Source organism: Klebsiella sp. 4_1_44FAA, from assembly GCF_000238715.1.
GTDB lineage: Bacteria > Pseudomonadota > Gammaproteobacteria > Enterobacterales > Enterobacteriaceae > Klebsiella > Klebsiella pneumoniae.
In genome coordinates this window covers 308074-323960 of record NZ_JH414801.1, presented here as the reverse complement: position 1 = coordinate 323960, position 15887 = coordinate 308074, and the positions used below count along the sequence as shown (strand labels likewise).

Here is a 15887-nt window from a genome sequence, read left to right as displayed (position 1 = left end):
CGCCACAGCGCGAGGAGCTGGCCGAGGTGGATGTGGACTGGCTGATCGCCGAGCGTCCGGCAGGTAAAACCTGAAGCAGCATCCGCGCAAGAACAAAACGGCCATCAACATCGAATACATGAAAGCCAGCATCCGTGCCAGGGTGGAGCACCCGTTTCGCATCATCAAGCGGCAGTTCGGCTTCGTGAAAGCCAGATACAAGGGGCTGCTGAAAAACGATAACCAACTGGCGATGTTATTCACCCTGGCCAACCTGTTTCGGGTGGACCAAATGATACGTCAGTGGGAGAGATCTCAGTAAAAACCGGAAATAACGCCAGAAATGGTGGAAAAAATAGCCTAAATAGGCTGATTCGATTGTTTGCGGGAAAAAAATCGGCCCAGATCCGCGAAATTTTAATCAGCGAGTCAGCTTGGGAAGAAATGACCTGCTTATTCGCACCTTCCCAAAAAGAGGATGATTTCGAGCTTATCATTCATCGCATGTTTAACCCTGAGGGGATAACCCAGTTTAATACTATCCCCGGTATTATGGGGTCTATACTCAGTACAACGTTAATCCTGATGACCGCCCTGTCAATTACCCGCGAGCGAGAAAACGGGGCGTTAGAAAATTTACTGGTCTCTCCGTTGTCCGGGCTTGAGGTCATTATTGGGAAAATAACGCCTTTTGTTATCATTGGTCTGTTTCAGGCGACGTTAATCCTGATTGCCGCCGTTTTGTTGTTCGATATCCCCCTTCACGGTAGCGTCTTCCTACTATTTTTTGTGCTGTTAATTTATGTCTTTCTTTGTCTGTCAATTGGTATCGGTATTTCTGGCTTAGCACAAAACCAGCTGCAGGCGCTGCAAATGTCCTCTTTTTACTTTATCCCTTCCATTATGCTGTCCGGCTTTATTAGCCCCTTTATTAGTATGCCTGACTGGGCGAAAGCCATTGGCTCCTGTTTACCGCTGACCTACTTCATCCGCCTGGTTAAGGGCATTATGCTGAAAGGCTATTCAGCAACGGCATTGTTGCCTGACCTCTTGCCGCTGATAGGCCTGGCGGTGATTGTCATTGGCGTGGGGTTGAAATCTTATCGTAAAACGCTGGACTGACATTATCGGCGCGTCCGGCTGGAGTGGGCATAGGCTTTTTGCCATGAAATTCGTATAATGCGCCCTCACATTCGTTTCAAGCCGGAGATTTCTATCATGCGTCCAGCAGGCCGTAGCGCTAATCAGGTGCGTCCCGTCACCCTGACCCGTAATTACACAAAACACGCTGAAGGCTCCGTGCTGGTCGAATTCGGTGATACCAAAGTGCTGTGCACTGCCTCTATTGACGAAGGCGTTCCGCGTTTCCTGAAAGGCCAGGGCCAGGGCTGGATCACCGCTGAATACGGCATGCTGCCGCGTTCTACGCACACGCGTAACGCGCGTGAAGCGGCAAAAGGCAAGCAGGGCGGCCGGACGATGGAAATTCAGCGCCTGATTGCCCGCGCGCTGCGCGCAGCGGTTGACCTGAAAGCGCTGGGCGAATTCACGATTACTCTCGACTGCGATGTACTGCAGGCCGACGGCGGCACCCGCACTGCCTCCATTACCGGTGCCTGCGTGGCGCTGGCCGATGCGCTGAATAAGCTGGTCGCCGCCGGCAAGCTGAAAACCAATCCGATGAAAGGGATGGTGGCCGCGGTCTCCGTCGGTATCGTAAATGGCGAAGCCATCTGCGATCTGGAGTACATCGAAGACTCCGCCGCGGAGACCGACATGAACGTGGTGATGACCGAAGATGGCCGTATTATTGAGGTGCAGGGCACTGCGGAAGGTGAGCCGTTTACCCATGAAGAACTCCTCACTCTCCTGGCGTTAGCCCGAGGGGGGATCGAGTCCATTATCACGACGCAGAAGGCGGCGTTAGAAAATTAATGATTAAGGCGACTGAGAAGTCGCCTTTTTTTTGCGCTTTATCCTTCATCACACCTGCGAAGGGGAGCGCGCAGTCTGACAATGATGAAAAGTACCAAAGGAGCGAATCCATGAAGCCGTATCAGCGCCAGTTTATTGAGTTTGCGCTTAGCAAGCAGGTTCTTAAGTTTGGCGAATTCACGCTGAAATCCGGGCGCAAGAGCCCCTATTTCTTCAACGCCGGCCTGTTTAACACCGGGCGCGATCTGGCTCTGCTGGGCCGTTTTTATGCCGAGGCGCTGGTGGATTCCGGAATTGAGTTTGACCTGCTGTTTGGCCCGGCCTACAAAGGAATCCCAATCGCCACCACCACCGCGGTGGCGTTAGCCGAGCATCATGACCGCGATCTGCCTTACTGCTTTAACCGCAAAGAGGCAAAAACCCATGGCGAAGGCGGCAATCTGGTCGGTAGCCCGCTGCAGGGCCGGGTAATGCTGGTGGATGACGTGATCACCGCCGGTACGGCGATTCGCGAATCCATGGAGATTATCCAGGCCCAGGGCGCGCAGCTGGCGGGCGTTCTGATCTCCCTGGATCGTCAGGAACGCGGCCGCGGCGAGATCTCCGCCATTCAGGAAGTGGAGCGGGATTACGGCTGCCAGGTTATCTCAATCATCACTCTGAAAGAGCTGATCGCTTACCTGGAAGAAAAGCCGGAGATGGCGGAACACCTGGCGTCAGTTCGCGCCTATCGTGAAGCCTACGGCGTCTGATGATGCGCCCGGCAGCCTCGGCTGCCGGATTTCCGCTATATCAGCTTAGCGCCCTGCGCATTGACGTACAGCGAATAGATTGACGTGCTGGACGCCATAAACAGACGATTGCGCTGTTCGCCGCCAAAGCACAAGTTCGCGCAGCGCTCTGGCAGTTTAATGGTGCCGATATGCTTACCCTGTGGGTTGAAGATCCGCACGCCGTCGAGTTCTTCGTTTCCGCTTCCCCATCCGCACCACAGATTGCCGTCTGCGTCGCAGGCGATCCCATCGGCGGTACCGTTCCCACAGTCGAGATATACCCGTTTATTTTTCAGCGTATTGCCTTCCACATCCCACGCCAGAATTAAGCGGTTCGGTGTCGCCCGGCTTTCCACCACGTATAAGGTCTTTTCGTCCGGCGAGAAACACAAACCATTTGGCCCTTTTACGTCGCCCAGTACCACGCTCAGTTTGCGGCTTTCCGGCTCCAGACAATAGACGTTTTGCGGCAATTCTGATGCTGCTTTGTGGCCTTCGTAAAAACCACTGATGCCAAATGGCGGATCGGTAAACCAGATGGTGCCGTCTGACTTCACAACGATATCGTTTGGAGAATTGAGGCGATGACCCTGGTAGCTATCGGCCAGTACGGTAACAGACCCATCGTATTCGGTACGCGTAATGCGGCGGGTGTCGTGCTCGCAACTGATTAAGCGCCCCTGTCTGTCGCGGGCGTGACCATTGCTATAATTGGCCGGGTAGCGAAAGATGCTGGTTTCTCCGCTGACTTCATCCCAGCGCATGATGGCGTTATTCGGAATGTCGCTCCACAGCAGCATTCGCATGTCGCCGAACCAGACCGGGCCTTCCGCCCAGCGGAAGCCGCTGGCGATGCGTTCGACCTTTGCGCTGGCAAGCATATAGCGACGAAAGCTATCATCGACGGCCACGATGCGTGGGTCCGGATAGCGTTCAGAGGGGGCCCATGCTGCGAAGCTTTTTTGACTGACCAGTAGCGATGCGGTTGCCAACCCGCCTATCTTCAGTAAATCCCGCCGTGACGTCGCCATCAAATCTCTCCTTGTCGGGTGGTGTTGGGGGAGGGTGAAATGTTCAGCAAGCTGGATAGTAGGAAAGGAAAGCGGAAACGCGCATTGGGCAATTCAACCAATGGCCCTGGGATTTGCGACAAACTTACGCAGATTGCGAGGAGAATCATGCAGCCTGGCGGCTGCATGTGAGGATTTACTGCAGCTGTGCGGCGACCAGCGGCCAGCGGGCGTCGAAATCATCCGTCGGACGATATTTGAACTCGCTGCGCACAAAGCGCGACAGCATGCCCTCGCAGAAAGCCAGCAGCTGGCTGGCCAGCAGGGTTTCGTCGAGGGTGTAGCCTTCGCCTTCGCGCATTTTTTTCTCGCGCATCACCTGGCGTAGCTGCGCTTCGATGCGCTCAAAAAGCTGGTTGATGCGACCCTGAAGCCGGTCCTGTTCGAACATCAGCGCGTGCCCGGTGAGGATACGCGTCAGCCCAGGATTACGCTCGCCAAAGCCAAGAATCAACAGAACGATCAGGCGCAGGCGCGCGGTGGTGTCCTTTTCATCTTTCAAAATCAAATTGATGCGCGTAATCAGACTGTCTTCAATGAACTCGATCAGGCTGTCAAACATGCGGGTTTTGCTGGGAAAATGGCGATACAGCGCGGCTTCAGAGACGCCGACGGAAGCCGCCAGTTTCGCGGTGGTAATACGCTGACTACCATCGCTGGATTCCAGCATCAGCGCCAGAGATTGAAGTATTTCTTCGCGACGATTCCGTTTCGCAGTTTGCTTTTCTGCCATGTTTTAAAATACCCCTGAAAATAAGCACTTGTCAGGCAGGCATCCACAACGCGACCGCAAACCAGGGCTTGCGGTAATGTTATTGCGTTATGCGCGTTGGGATGCAGATTCCGTGTTGCTGGGCTTATTTACGCCCTGAGTGACCGAAGCCGCCTTCGCCGCGGTCGGTGGCATCGAAGGATTCCACCAGGTTAAATTCCGCCTGAACGACCGGCACAAAGACCATCTGTGCGATACGTTCGCCCGGCTCGATAATAAAGCTCTGCTGACCGCGGTTCCAGACGGACACCATCAGCTGCCCCTGGTAATCGGAGTCGATAAGGCCCACCAGGTTGCCCAGGACTACGCCATGCTTATGACCCAGGCCGGAGCGCGGCAGGATCACCGCCGCCAGAGAGGGATCGGCGATATGAATCGCAAGGCCGGTCGGCAACAGCGTGGTTGCGCCCGGCGCCAGCTCTACGGCCTCGTCGAGACAGGCTCGCAGGTCAAGTCCGGCGGAGCCGGAGGTGGCATAGGTCGGCAGCGGAAATTGCTGGCCGACACGCGGGTCCAGAATCTTAACGTCGATTTTTTTCATCATAACGGGTCACGATCTCGTCGAGTAATAATTGGCCCAGGAGTTCCTTGCGCTCAAGTGGTAAGCGCTTTTCCCCATCCTGCCAGAAAAGGTGTAGTGCGTTGCTGTCGCTGTTAAAGCCCTGATTAGGCTGGGAAACATCGTTGGCGCAAATCAGGTCGAGGTTCTTGCGGGCACGTTTTTGCCGCGCATATTCTTCCACATTATTCGTTTCGGCGGCAAACCCAACGACGTAGGGGCGATGTGATTTTAGCGCCGCGACCCCGGCCACGATATCCGGGTTTTTAACCATTTTTATTGTTAATTCATCACCTTGTTTTTTATTTTATCTTCGGCGATGACGGCGGCGCGGTAATCCGCTACCGCGGCGCAGCCAATAAAAATGTGCTGCTGCTGGGCGCCAGCCTGGACGGCCGCTTCCATCTCCAGCGCGGTAGTGACATCAATGCGCTGCACAAACGGCGGGGTCGGTAGCGATACCGGCCCGCTGATCAAGGTCACGTTCGCGCCCCGCTGCGCTGCGGCGGCGGCAATCGCGAAGCCCATCTTGCCAGAGCTGTGGTTGGTGATATAACGCACCGGATCCAATGGCTCACGGGTCGGGCCCGCGGTAATCATGAGGTTGAGATGTTGCAAATCTTTGACAGGGGAGGCGAAATGCTGCGCGGCCATGTCTACGATAGTTAACGGATCGAGCATTCTCCCCGGGCCGACGTCGCCGCAGGCCTGGCTACCGCTGTCTGGTCCCCATAGCAGCAGCCCGCGGGTAGCGAGCGTCTGCAGATTATGCTGGGTGGCCTGCGCGCGATACATCTGCTGGTTCATGGCGGGCACCACGGCAACCGGGGATGGGGTGGCAAGACAGATCGTCGACACCAGATCGTTGGCCATGCCGGCCGCCACGCGAGCGATTAAATCGGCGGTCGCTGGGGCGAGGATCACCAGGTCGGCCCATTTACCGAGCTCAATATGGCCCATTGCCGCTTCCGCCGCCGGATCGAGCAGGCTGTCGGAAACCGGATAGCCGGATACCGCCTGCAGGCTGAGTGGGGTGATGAACGCTTTTGCCGCCTCCGTCATCGCGACACGCACTTCCGCGCCGCGTTCACGCAGCCGGCGCACCAGTTCCGGGGTTTTATACGCCGCGATGCCGCCGCTGACGCCCAGGACGATTTTTTTACCCGCCAGAGTCATCATGATGTCTTCCTGTTGCCGTAGACCAGAATCCGCGCATCTTATCACAATCCTGCCGCCGTCGTGCCTCTGCCGGGCATTCACTTTGCGAGCGGCTACGCAGGGTGAAAATCGGCGGGTCGGCAGCGCCGTCAGGCTGTGCCAGGATAGGCTGATTCACCCAGGAGGGCGCATGGACGGAATGGAAAATCTGATGCCACGGGAGAAGATGCTGCAGTACGGCATCGAAACGCTAACGGATGTTGAGCTGCTGGCGCTTTTTCTGCGCGTCGGCACGCGTCGTCAGGATGTGCTCAGCTATGCCCAGGCGTTACTGCAGCGTTTTGGCTCACTCTACGCTCTGCTTTCCGCTGATAAAGCGCAACTGATTGCTGTGGACGGACTGGGGCTGGCGAAATATGCGCAACTGAAGGGCATTGCCGAGCTGGCGCGACGCTATTTTAGCTCGCAGCTGGTCGAGGAGGCCGCGCTGGTCACCCCCTCGATGACGCGCGAGTTTTTACAAAGCCAGCTGACGGAAGAGGAGCGCGAGATCTTTATGGTGATCTTTTTAGATAATCAGAACCGGGTGTTGAAACATAGTCGTCTTTTTTCTGGTACTCTTAGCCACGTTGAGGTGCATCCGCGAGAAATTGTACGCGAAGCCATCAAAGTGAACGCCGCCGCCGTGATCCTTGCGCATAATCATCCCTCCGGTAGCCCGGAGCCAAGTCAGGCCGACAGACTGATTACCGAAAGGGTGATAAAATGTTGTAGATTCATGGAGATACGCGTGCTTGATCATCTGGTTATCGGCCGCGGTGCGTATGTATCTTTTGCCGAACGTGGCTGGATTTAGCCCCGAGCTGGCGATCCTTCGGGATCTTTGTCTGTTCGGGACTTGAGCACATCGCCGAGTCAGCGTATACTACGCCACCTTTGAGAATCTCGGGTTTGGCATTTGGGCCTGGCAGTCGAGAGTTCACATTGAACTGCGATGACCAGGCTGTAAAGCCTGACGAGGCGCCAATACCCCATACGAAGCTCGAGCTAATTTGATTTTTGGAGAATAGACATGTCCCGAGTCTGCCAAGTTACTGGCAAGCGTCCGGTGACCGGTAACAACCGTTCCCACGCACTGAACGCGACTAAACGCCGTTTCCTGCCGAACCTGCACTCTCACCGTTTCTGGGTTGAGAGCGAGAAGCGTTTTGTCACCCTGCGCGTATCTGCTAAAGGTATGCGTGTAATCGATAAGAAAGGCATCGATACAGTTCTGGCTGAACTGCGTGCCCGTGGCGAAAAGTACTAAGTACTTAGAGGAAATAAATCATGGCTAAAGGTATTCGTGAGAAAATCAAGCTGGTTTCTTCCGCTGGTACTGGTCACTTCTACACCACCACGAAGAACAAACGTACTAAACCGGAAAAAATGGAACTGAAAAAGTACGATCCGGTTGTACGTCAGCACGTTATCTACAAAGAAGCTAAAATCAAATAATTTTATCCTCCTTGTATAAAAACCCCGCTTCGGCGGGGTTTTTTGTTTTTAAAACTCCCCCATATTGCTTTCACATACTCCCTTTTCAGTCACCTGTCCGTGAAGCACAATACGTCGGGTAAACGGAGGAAAATCATGCCTGAATTACCAGAGGTTGAAACCAGCCGTCGCGGCATCGAGCCGCACCTGGTTGGCGCAACCATTCTGCACGCCGTCGTGCGCAACGGACGGCTGCGCTGGCCGGTTTCCGAAGAGATCTATCGCCTGAGCGACGTTCCGGTTCTCAGCGTGCGTCGCCGCGCCAAATACCTGCTTCTGGAGCTGCCGGACGGCTGGATCATCGTCCATCTTGGGATGTCGGGGAGCCTGCGCATCCTGAGCGAAGAGCTGCCTGCTGAAAAACACGATCACGTTGACCTGGTCATGAGTAACGGCAAGGTGTTGCGCTACACCGATCCACGCCGCTTTGGCGCCTGGTTGTGGACCAGAACGCTGGAAGGCCATCCGGTACTGGCCCATCTTGGCCCGGAGCCGCTCAGCGACGCGTTCAACGCCGACTATCTCCAGCAAAAATGCGCGAAGAAGAAAACCGCGATCAAACCCTGGCTGATGGATAACAAGCTGGTGGTGGGCGTGGGGAATATCTACGCCAGTGAATCGCTGTTCTCCGCCGGGATCCATCCTGACCGGCTGGCGTCCTCGCTGTCGCGGGAAGAGTGTGAGCAGCTGGTGAAGGTGATTAAGCTGGTCCTGCTGCGTTCGATAGAGCAGGGCGGCACCACGTTAAAGGATTTCCTGCAAAGCGATGGCAAGCCGGGCTACTTCGCCCAGGAGCTACAGGTCTATGGCCGCAAGGGCGAACCCTGCCGGATCTGCGGCACGCCGGTCGTCGGGACCAAACATGCCCAGCGGGCGACCTTTTATTGCCGTCAGTGCCAGAAGTAGATCTCAGGAACAGGAATGTTTGTCGGCCAGGTCAGCGGGCCTGCGGGTGCGCATCTGGTGGGCCGGGGGCGTTTGTAGTCCAGGTCAGCGTAGCGCCATCTGGCACAAAGACCGGGACAGAGCCGGTGTGAATGGCCCAGCGGCGTAGTGCTGCGCCAGCCGACGTGGCTCATGTCCCGGCAGATGCGTTACTTCAGCTTATTCAACAGCGCCTGATGCACATTAGCTGGCAGAAAGTGAGAAACGTCGCCCTGGTGGCGCGCCACTTCCTTCACCAGTGAGGAAGAGATAAACGACCACTCTTTGCACGGCATCAGAAACACGCTCTCAAGGGTGGGCATCAGGTGGCGGTTCATATGAGCCAACTGCATCTCATACTCGAAATCCGCCACCGCCCGCAGGCCGCGGATCAGGATATTGGCCTGCTGCGCGCGCGCGAAATTGGCCATTAAATCACTGAAGCCGATAACCTCCACGTTCACCAGGTGGGCCGTCGCCTGCTCTGCCAGCGCAATGCGCTCATCAAGGCTGAACATCGGCTTTTTACTCGGGCTGGCGGCGATAGCCAGCACCACTTTATCGAACATACTTGCCGCGCGGGTGACAATATCGATATGACCGTTGGTGATGGGGTCGAAGGTACCCGGATAGATCGCTTTTGTGCTCATGATGACTCTTTCTCCGAGTAGCCGTGGCTCAGCGCCCACAGCTCGGTATATTTCGTAAACGTATACTGCGCGTTGACCATCGCCAGTAACCATCCCTGTTTACCGTCCAGCACCCCACCGCGCAATAGCAACGTCTTGAGGAACGCGCCCAGCGTATGGCTGAAAATCCCTGCCATCGAGGTCTTCTTGCCCTTCTGGTGACGCTCAAGCGCCCACGCGGCGGCATACGCCAGCTGTTTTTGCTGGAAGCCAGCGAAGTCGCGGCAGGTCAGGTGCAGGAGATCGCCGGTCAGCGGAATAACCTCGGCGCCCAGGCTATCCAGCGATTCATGGACCAGATTATCGTTATAGCGGTAACGGGCGCGTTCGTACAGGCGCAGGACGCGATCGGGATACCAACCGCTGTGGCGCATAAAGCGTCCGAGAAAATAGTTACGGCGGGCGATGCTGTAGATGGCGCCGCGCTGGGGGGCGTCCAGTACCTTAAGAATAGCCTGCCTGAGTTCTGGCGTGACGCGCTCATCGGTATCGATCATCAACACCCAGTCGCCGGTGGCGTAATCCTGCGCGCGCTGGCGCTGAATGCCATAGCCTCGCCAGTCGGTATGGGTATAGACCTGGGCGCCGAGGCGGCGGGCCAGCTCAACGGTGTTGTCGGTGCTACCGGAGTCGAGGACGATAATTTCATCCGCCCAGCTAACGGAGCCCAGACAATCCGGCAGCAGGTCGGCAGCGTTTTTAGCGATCATCACCACGGAAAGCCGGTTCGACATTAATGACTCCGCTGCGGCAGGTAAGGTTGCAGTAACTGTAGCAGACGCGACAGCGCGCCCTGGTTCTGGTGCAGCACTTCCACCGCGTGACGGCCATACCACAGACGGTAATCTTCATCGGTCAGGAGCGTGGACACCTCCCTGACCAGCGAATCGGCATCGGTAACGGTGATCAGGCCATCGTCCTGCTGCAGCTTGGCGCAGATATCTTTGAAGTTGAAGGTATGCGGACCCATCAGCACCGGAATGGCGTGCGCCGCCGGCTCTAGCGGGTTATGGCCGCCGCGCTCCACCAGGCTGCCGCCGACGAAGGCGAGGTCGGCAATGCCGTAGAGCAGCATCAGCTCGCCCATGGTATCGCCAATGACTACCTGGGTACTGGAGGAGGGGATCTCGCCGGTGCTGCGCAGAGTAAAGCTCATCCCAGCCTTTTGTACCATCTCACGGGCGTCAGGGAAGCGCTCCGGATGGCGGGGAACAAGGATCAGCAGCAGGTTCGGGAAAGTCTCCAGCAGTTTTTTATGCGCCTGGAGGATGATTTGTTCTTCACCGTCGTGGGTGCTGGTGGCAATCCAGACCTTGCGGTGTGGTGCCCATTGCCGACGCAGCGTCACCGCCCGGGCCGCCAGCTCTGGCGTGACGGAGATATCGAATTTCAGGCTGCCGGTGACCGCCAGCTGGTTGCGCTTCAGCCCCAGGGAGAGGAAGCGGTTACCATCTTCTTCATTCTGCGCGGCGATAAGCGTAATGCGGCTCAACAGGCGGCGCATAAAGCCGCCCAGTTTGGCATAGCCTTTGGCGGAACGTTCGGACAGGCGCGCGTTGGCGATCACCAGCGGGATCTTACGCTTATGCAGCGCGGCCACCATATTCGGCCACAGCTCGGTCTCCATAACGATCACCAGCTTCGGCTGAACGGTGTTCAGGAAGCGGTTCATGGCACCGGGCAGATCGTAGGGCAGATAGACGTGATGAACATCTTTGCCAAACGCCGACATGGCGCGCTCGGAGCCGGTCGGCGTCATGGTGGTGACAGTGATCGGCAGAGAAGGGTAGCGGTGGCGCAGGGCGCGGACCAGCGGAATGGCGGCTAAGGTCTCGCCGACGGAAACGGAGTGCAGCAGAATGCCATCCGGCTCTACCTTGTTCTGACAGAAGCCATAGCGTTCCGCCCAGCGTTTGCGATAGGCAGGAGCCTTACGACTGCGCAGCAGCAGCCGCAGCCACACCAGCGGCTGAATAAGGTAAAGTAGGGTGGTATAAAGCAATTCCAAACTATTTATCCGTTCTCTGTTTTGGCGGGCAAATTCTAAGCATTTAGCCCGCGTAAAGCTATCTCTTTGGCGGAAACAGCGGGTTTTTGGTCTATCCCGCGTGGCGATAACGCTTAATACGCAGATAACGGCGTCCCAGGCGCCAGCGTAAACGGAAAGTACAGGCGTTTTTCCAGATTAACCGCCAGATACCGCGGTCGAAGAATTCGTTAATAATAACATGCTTTTTGGACTCATCTTTCATGCTATCGAAGGTATGGATGATTCCCAGGCCTTCTTTGGCGATCTGCCAGCGACAGGCGGCGATATGGCGTACTTTATCCGGGTAGCGCTGGTTAATCGCCTCCAGCATCTCCAGAATCTTCATATAGTGGCGCGCCGAACGCATCAGCGTATCGTCGTTGTCCGGCTTATGCGACACCGACTCAGAGTGAATGTAGTAATCATAGAACTGCTGACTGGTGTACTGCACGCGCTCCGCGGCCAGCAGGGCTTCTGTGGTCCATGGGATATCCTGATGGCGCAGGCCAGGCTCGAAATGGAAGTGATGCTGGCGGATAAAGTCGTGACGATAAATATTAAGCCAGGTGACGTGCAGAAACTTCCGCGAGTCCAGGGCCTGCTTAAGCCAGACATGGCCCGGCAGCACATCCGTCGAGGGCAGGCGATCCAGTGGGAAGATCGGGTGGCTCTCGCGGCGCTTTTCGTACACATAGGTGCCGTTGCAGGTAGCGATATCGAGATGTTCTTTCTCGGCCATCTCCAGCAGCGTGCGATACATGCCCGGATAGAGTTTGTCGTCGATATCCGGAAACGCGAGATATTTGCCGCTGGCGGCGGCGAGGCCGGTATTGCGCGCGACCGAGACGCCCTGGTTTTCCTGCTCCAGCACCTGGACGTTCTGCAGCCGCTCCTGCCATTCGGCGATCACCGCCAGGCTGTTGTCTGTCGAACCATCGTTCACCAGGATCAGTTCATAGCTGTCCAGCTGCTGCTGTTCAATGCACTCAAAGAATTGCGCTAGAAATTTCTCACCGTTGTAGACGGCAGCCACGATGCTCAATAAAGGCGTTTGACTCATAAATCTTCGATCCTGGTTAACTAACGGCGTCAGGTGCGCTGCAGCTGACGGTACTGCTGACAAATGGATATGACGCTGAATTTTTCCAGCGCGGCATCGTCGATGGCCGGCGGGTTATGGTAAATGCTTTGCATCGTCTGAGCCAGCGCCGGACTGGTCAGATCCGCCAGACCGCGGGCAAGTTCGCCGGTGAGGATCTCGGTGACGCCGCCGGGGCAGCGGGTGCTGGCGACAGGGGTATGTAACAGCAGCGCCTCCACCACCACATTGCCGAATCCTTCGCTATCGGAGCTCAAAACCAGCATCCGTGCGCCTTTGATCCACGGTAAGGGGTTTTTCTGAAAACCTTTGAACCACACCCGATCGTCAATGTGCAGCGTTTTTGCCAGCTGGCGCAGGCGCTGCTCTTGCTCCGGTTTTCCCTGGCCTAGCAGCACCAGCGGTGCGTCGATGCCGCTCTGCGCATAGGCTTCAAGCAGGCGGTCATGGCGTTTGCCCGGATGGAAGCGACCGACGTGAATCAGGTAGTCACCGTCCGGGCGCTCGCTATCGGCTTCCGCCTCGGCGCGCAGGGCAGTGATATCGAAGGGATTGTAGATGGTTTTCAGCTGTGCCGGACGCAAGGCAAACTCTTCCACCAGATCTCGCCCCACCGCGTCGGAAACCGTCACCACGTTGCGACCCTGATAAATTCGCTTAATTTTCTGCTGCTTCATCCAGCGGTCAAAGCCGGTGCGGTGCCCGAGATAGGAGGCAGAGAATACGCCGTGCAGACAGAACCAGACGTTACGCTCGCGCAGCGCCCGGCTGCGGGCGACGATGCGGTCGGTTTTGTGCAGGTTGGAGAGCACAAGGTCAAATTGCCCCTGCTGTTCGGCCCGCACGACTGCGGCATCCAGCTGGCGGGCGCGGCGGGACAGCTCGGTCAGCTTGCGCCACGGTTTACGGCAGCGATCGGCAACTACCTGGTAGTCGAGCCCCTCGGGCAATGGGTACTCGCAGACATCGCGCAGCGAAATGAGCGACACCCGATCGCCGTCGCGCAGGAACTGTGCCGCCAGGGTCAGGACCACTTTTTCCGCGCCGCCGCCGGGTAAACCGTCAATCACAAATAAGATGCGCATCGTTATTTCACCAGATCCTGATAAAGAGAAAGCAGCTGGGTTGAGAGTCGCTCGCTGGTGCAGGCCATAATGCGCTCGCGGGCGTGACCGCCTTCCGCGGAGCCCAGCGCGCGCGCGGGCAGGGCCATTACCGCCTGCTGTAGCGCCGGGATATCCAGAGCGTCGCAGACGTAACCATTGTGGCCGTCGACGATAAACTCCGCCCCGCCGCAGCCGGTAGTGGTGATCACCGGCAGACCGCAGGCCATTGCCTCGAGGATGACGTTGGGGAACGGATCGTAGAGGGTCGGCAGCAGCAGACCATCGGCCATTTGATAGAAGGGCAATGTCTCCGACTGCATGCCGAAGAAGCGCACCCGCGCTTCACAGTTCAGGCTCTTCGCCAGCGCCTGATAGCGAGGCTGATCCTTATCTTTGCCGACCACCAGCAGGTAGCGATCGGTGGGGGCGATGGCGCGGATCGCCGCCGCCAGCCCTTTACGTTCAAAGCCGGAGCCGACGTAGATCAGGCAGGTCGCCTGCAGCGGCAGCTGCCATTTGGCGCGTAAGGCGGCAAAGGTCTCTTCGTCTGGCGGCAGGAAGCGCTGGTTGTCAATGGCGTTGTAAATAACGTGGATCTTCTCCGCCGGCAGGCCAAAGTCTTCGATAATCTCGCGCTTGATCATCTCGGCGTTGCAGATCACCCCGCGCAGGTGTGAGTCTTCATACATCTCGCGCTCCGCCTGCATGACGTAGCGGTGGTAACGGTCGGCGAACAGCAGGCGGCTTTTCCAGGCCGGTAAAATGCGCGAGCGCTGCTGCAGCCAGCGGCGATGAACGCCATCGCCAGCGCGGTAGAGATCGCAGCCGGGAATACGTTCATGGCTCTGCACCAGGTCGAAGGACTCGCGCTGCCAGAGCGCGCGCGCGGCGTTGGCAAAGCCGCGCTCGCGGCTGATGCGCCCCCATTTACGTGGGTTACAGATATGGATCTGCCAGTCCGGTTTCACCGGCCCCTGCCATTCGCGGGTGATGACGTTCAGTTGCAGATGACTGCTGTCGAGGGCTTCCAGCGCGCGGGAGACAAACCGTTCTGCGCCGCCGTCCGGGCGGTACTTCTGCCGCACCAGAGCCAGCCTGAATTTACTCATGCCAGTACCTTTTTCGCCGCCGCGATCACGGCGTCGGTAGGAATTAAATCAAGATAACGTTCGTCGGTGTTGGTGTTGATAGCGTCCGGATCGGGCAGCGGACCGAAGTCGCCGGCCCAGATCACCTCGCCTTTCGCCTGCCACGGACGCCAGAAGGTCAGCTTCGAGGGACCGAACAGGGCGACCAGCGGAGTGCCAAGGGCTGCAGCCATATGCATCGGCACCGAGTCGACGCCGATAAACAACCGGGCATGATCGATCACCGCCGCCAGCTGGCGCAGCGTTAACTGGCCGGCTAAAGAGTGTAGTCGCGCCTGCGGGCAGCCGGCGATGATGGTATCCACCATCTTCTTCTCTCTAGCATCGGGGCCGGAGGTGAGCACCACCGCGTATCCTTCGGCGGACAGCGCGTTGATCAGGGCGCTCATCCGATCTTCACGCCAGCATTTAAAGAACCAGCGCGACGTCGGCTGGATGACGATGTAGTGTTCCCGGAAGTCCTCCGGCAGCAGGGCGCGGCTGGCGGCCCAGTCTGCTTCGCTGTAGCCCATCCGCGCCGGCGCATCGTTCAACTGGAGACCGAGCGGAGCGAGAATAGAGAGATTCTGCTGTACCGTATGCAGCTGGTTGTGCTGTTGGGTGGAGGCCAGCGCGGTGTGGCAATAGCGCCAGACCGGGTGGCGGCGCTTCGGAAAATCAAAACCAATCCGCGTCGCGGCGCCGGTCAGTTTGCTGATAACCGCGCTCGGCCACTGGTCGGCCAGGTTAAGCACCATATCGTACCGCTGCTGGCGCAGCGTCTGAATGAGCTGCCATTGCATCTTCAGCTGATACCTTTTTCCCTGCTTTTTCCAGCGGCGATCGAGACCATAAATATGGTGGATATCGGGGTTGGCTGCGAGCATATCCCGGGTCTCTTCATACAACAGGACATCCACGCTGGCGGCGGGGTACTGCTGTTTCAGCGCGTGAATAAGCGGCGTGATCAGCAGCATGTCGCCATGATGGCGCAGCTTAATGACCAGGATCCGCGCCGGGTTCAACGGGCCGCGGGAGAGGGTTTCAGGCGTCATACTCTGTTCTTCATCCAGGATAAGGGTTCCGATTCTAGGGGATCAGACAGATTGAGAGAAGCGTTGTATTGCTCTA

Annotated in this window: 16 protein-coding genes and 3 pseudogenes; 8 read left to right on the top strand and 11 right to left on the bottom strand. The window is 57.3% G+C overall.

The features are described from left to right. The 4 genes and pseudogenes from HMPREF1024_RS28900 to pyrE form a co-directional block, all read left to right on the top strand. A pseudogene (locus HMPREF1024_RS28900) lies at window positions 1-301 on the top strand (transposase); the annotation flags it as partial. Window positions 302-393: 92 nt separating this feature from the next. Beyond that, window positions 394-1101: pseudogene (locus tag HMPREF1024_RS11250) on the top strand (ABC transporter permease); the annotation flags it as partial. A 96-nt stretch (window positions 1102-1197) separates the two neighbouring features. Next, window positions 1198-1914 (top strand): ribonuclease PH, encoded by a 717-nt coding sequence (gene rph / locus HMPREF1024_RS11255; RefSeq protein WP_002922602.1) that lies wholly within the window; start codon window positions 1198-1200, stop codon window positions 1912-1914. A 110-nt stretch (window positions 1915-2024) separates the two neighbouring features. Further along, a complete protein-coding gene (gene pyrE / locus HMPREF1024_RS11260; protein WP_004173904.1) occupies window positions 2025-2666 on the top strand; it encodes an orotate phosphoribosyltransferase in 642 nt (213 codons plus the stop codon). Window positions 2667-2701: 35 nt separating this feature from the next. On the opposite strand, the gene HMPREF1024_RS11265 is transcribed toward pyrE, so the two are convergent. The 4 genes and pseudogenes from HMPREF1024_RS11265 to coaBC all read right to left on the bottom strand — a co-directional run bounded on the left by HMPREF1024_RS11265 (window position 2702) and on the right by coaBC (window position 6264). Continuing rightward, window positions 2702-3718 (bottom strand): SMP-30/gluconolactonase/LRE family protein, encoded by a 1017-nt coding sequence (locus HMPREF1024_RS11265; protein ID WP_009308785.1) that lies wholly within the window; start codon window positions 3716-3718, stop codon window positions 2702-2704. A gap of 175 nt (window positions 3719-3893) precedes the next feature. Next, window positions 3894-4490, bottom strand: a complete 597-nt coding sequence (gene slmA, locus HMPREF1024_RS11270; RefSeq protein WP_002922598.1) for a nucleoid occlusion factor SlmA — start codon at window positions 4488-4490, stop codon at window positions 3894-3896. 124 nt (window positions 4491-4614) lie between these two features. Beyond that, complete coding sequence (dut, locus tag HMPREF1024_RS11275; protein WP_009308784.1) at window positions 4615-5073, bottom strand: dUTP diphosphatase; 459 nt, start codon at window positions 5071-5073, stop codon at window positions 4615-4617. After that, a pseudogene (coaBC, locus tag HMPREF1024_RS0126655) lies at window positions 5051-6264 on the bottom strand (bifunctional phosphopantothenoylcysteine decarboxylase/phosphopantothenate--cysteine ligase CoaBC). Before coaBC ends, dut begins: the two are co-directional and overlap by 23 nt. 172 nt (window positions 6265-6436) lie before the next feature. Between coaBC and radC the strand changes: the two are divergent. From radC to mutM, 4 genes are all read left to right on the top strand, one after another. After that, entirely contained in the window at window positions 6437-7102 is a 666-nt protein-coding gene (gene radC / locus HMPREF1024_RS11280; RefSeq protein WP_002922589.1) for a DNA repair protein RadC, read from the top strand. 216 nt (window positions 7103-7318) lie between these two features. After that, a complete protein-coding gene (gene rpmB, locus HMPREF1024_RS11285) occupies window positions 7319-7555 on the top strand; it encodes a 50S ribosomal protein L28 (protein ID WP_000091955.1) in 237 nt (78 codons plus the stop codon). Between the two features lie 20 nt (window positions 7556-7575). After that, window positions 7576-7743 (top strand): 50S ribosomal protein L33, encoded by a 168-nt coding sequence (gene rpmG, locus HMPREF1024_RS11290; RefSeq protein WP_002922510.1) that lies wholly within the window; start codon window positions 7576-7578, stop codon window positions 7741-7743. A 135-nt stretch (window positions 7744-7878) separates the two neighbouring features. Continuing rightward, the gene (gene mutM, locus HMPREF1024_RS11295; protein WP_004173907.1) at window positions 7879-8688 is read left to right on the top strand and encodes a bifunctional DNA-formamidopyrimidine glycosylase/DNA-(apurinic or apyrimidinic site) lyase; all 810 of its coding nucleotides are present in this window, start codon (window positions 7879-7881) and stop codon (window positions 8686-8688) included. A 188-nt stretch (window positions 8689-8876) separates the two neighbouring features. On the opposite strand, the gene coaD is transcribed toward mutM, so the two are convergent. The 7 genes from coaD to rfaQ all read right to left on the bottom strand — a co-directional run bounded on the left by coaD (window position 8877) and on the right by rfaQ (window position 15811). After that, window positions 8877-9356 carry a pantetheine-phosphate adenylyltransferase gene (gene coaD / locus HMPREF1024_RS11300; protein ID WP_002922501.1) on the bottom strand — a complete coding sequence of 160 codons (480 nt, stop codon included), beginning with the start codon at window positions 9354-9356 and terminating at the stop codon, window positions 8877-8879. After that, a complete protein-coding gene (locus HMPREF1024_RS11305) occupies window positions 9353-10129 on the bottom strand; it encodes a glycosyltransferase family 2 protein (protein WP_004145264.1) in 777 nt (258 codons plus the stop codon). The genes coaD and HMPREF1024_RS11305 overlap by 4 nt, the downstream gene beginning before the upstream one ends. Further along, a complete protein-coding gene (waaA, locus tag HMPREF1024_RS11310; RefSeq protein WP_004145263.1) occupies window positions 10129-11403 on the bottom strand; it encodes a lipid IV(A) 3-deoxy-D-manno-octulosonic acid transferase in 1275 nt (424 codons plus the stop codon). Before waaA ends, HMPREF1024_RS11305 begins: the two co-directional genes overlap by 1 nt. A 91-nt stretch (window positions 11404-11494) precedes the next feature. Next, entirely contained in the window at window positions 11495-12484 is a 990-nt protein-coding gene (locus HMPREF1024_RS11315; protein WP_004173909.1) for a glycosyltransferase, read from the bottom strand. A 29-nt stretch (window positions 12485-12513) separates the two neighbouring features. After that, complete coding sequence (locus HMPREF1024_RS11320; RefSeq protein WP_004150194.1) at window positions 12514-13608, bottom strand: glycosyltransferase; 1095 nt, start codon at window positions 13606-13608, stop codon at window positions 12514-12516. Between the two features lie 2 nt (window positions 13609-13610). Beyond that, window positions 13611-14738: a glycosyltransferase family 4 protein gene (locus HMPREF1024_RS11325; RefSeq protein ID WP_009308781.1), complete on the bottom strand. Its 1128-nt coding sequence runs from the start codon at window positions 14736-14738 to the stop codon at window positions 13611-13613. After that, complete coding sequence (gene rfaQ, locus HMPREF1024_RS11330) at window positions 14735-15811, bottom strand: putative lipopolysaccharide heptosyltransferase III (RefSeq protein ID WP_004181527.1); 1077 nt, start codon at window positions 15809-15811, stop codon at window positions 14735-14737. Before rfaQ ends, HMPREF1024_RS11325 begins: the two co-directional genes overlap by 4 nt. Between the last annotated feature and the right edge of the window lie 76 nt (window positions 15812-15887).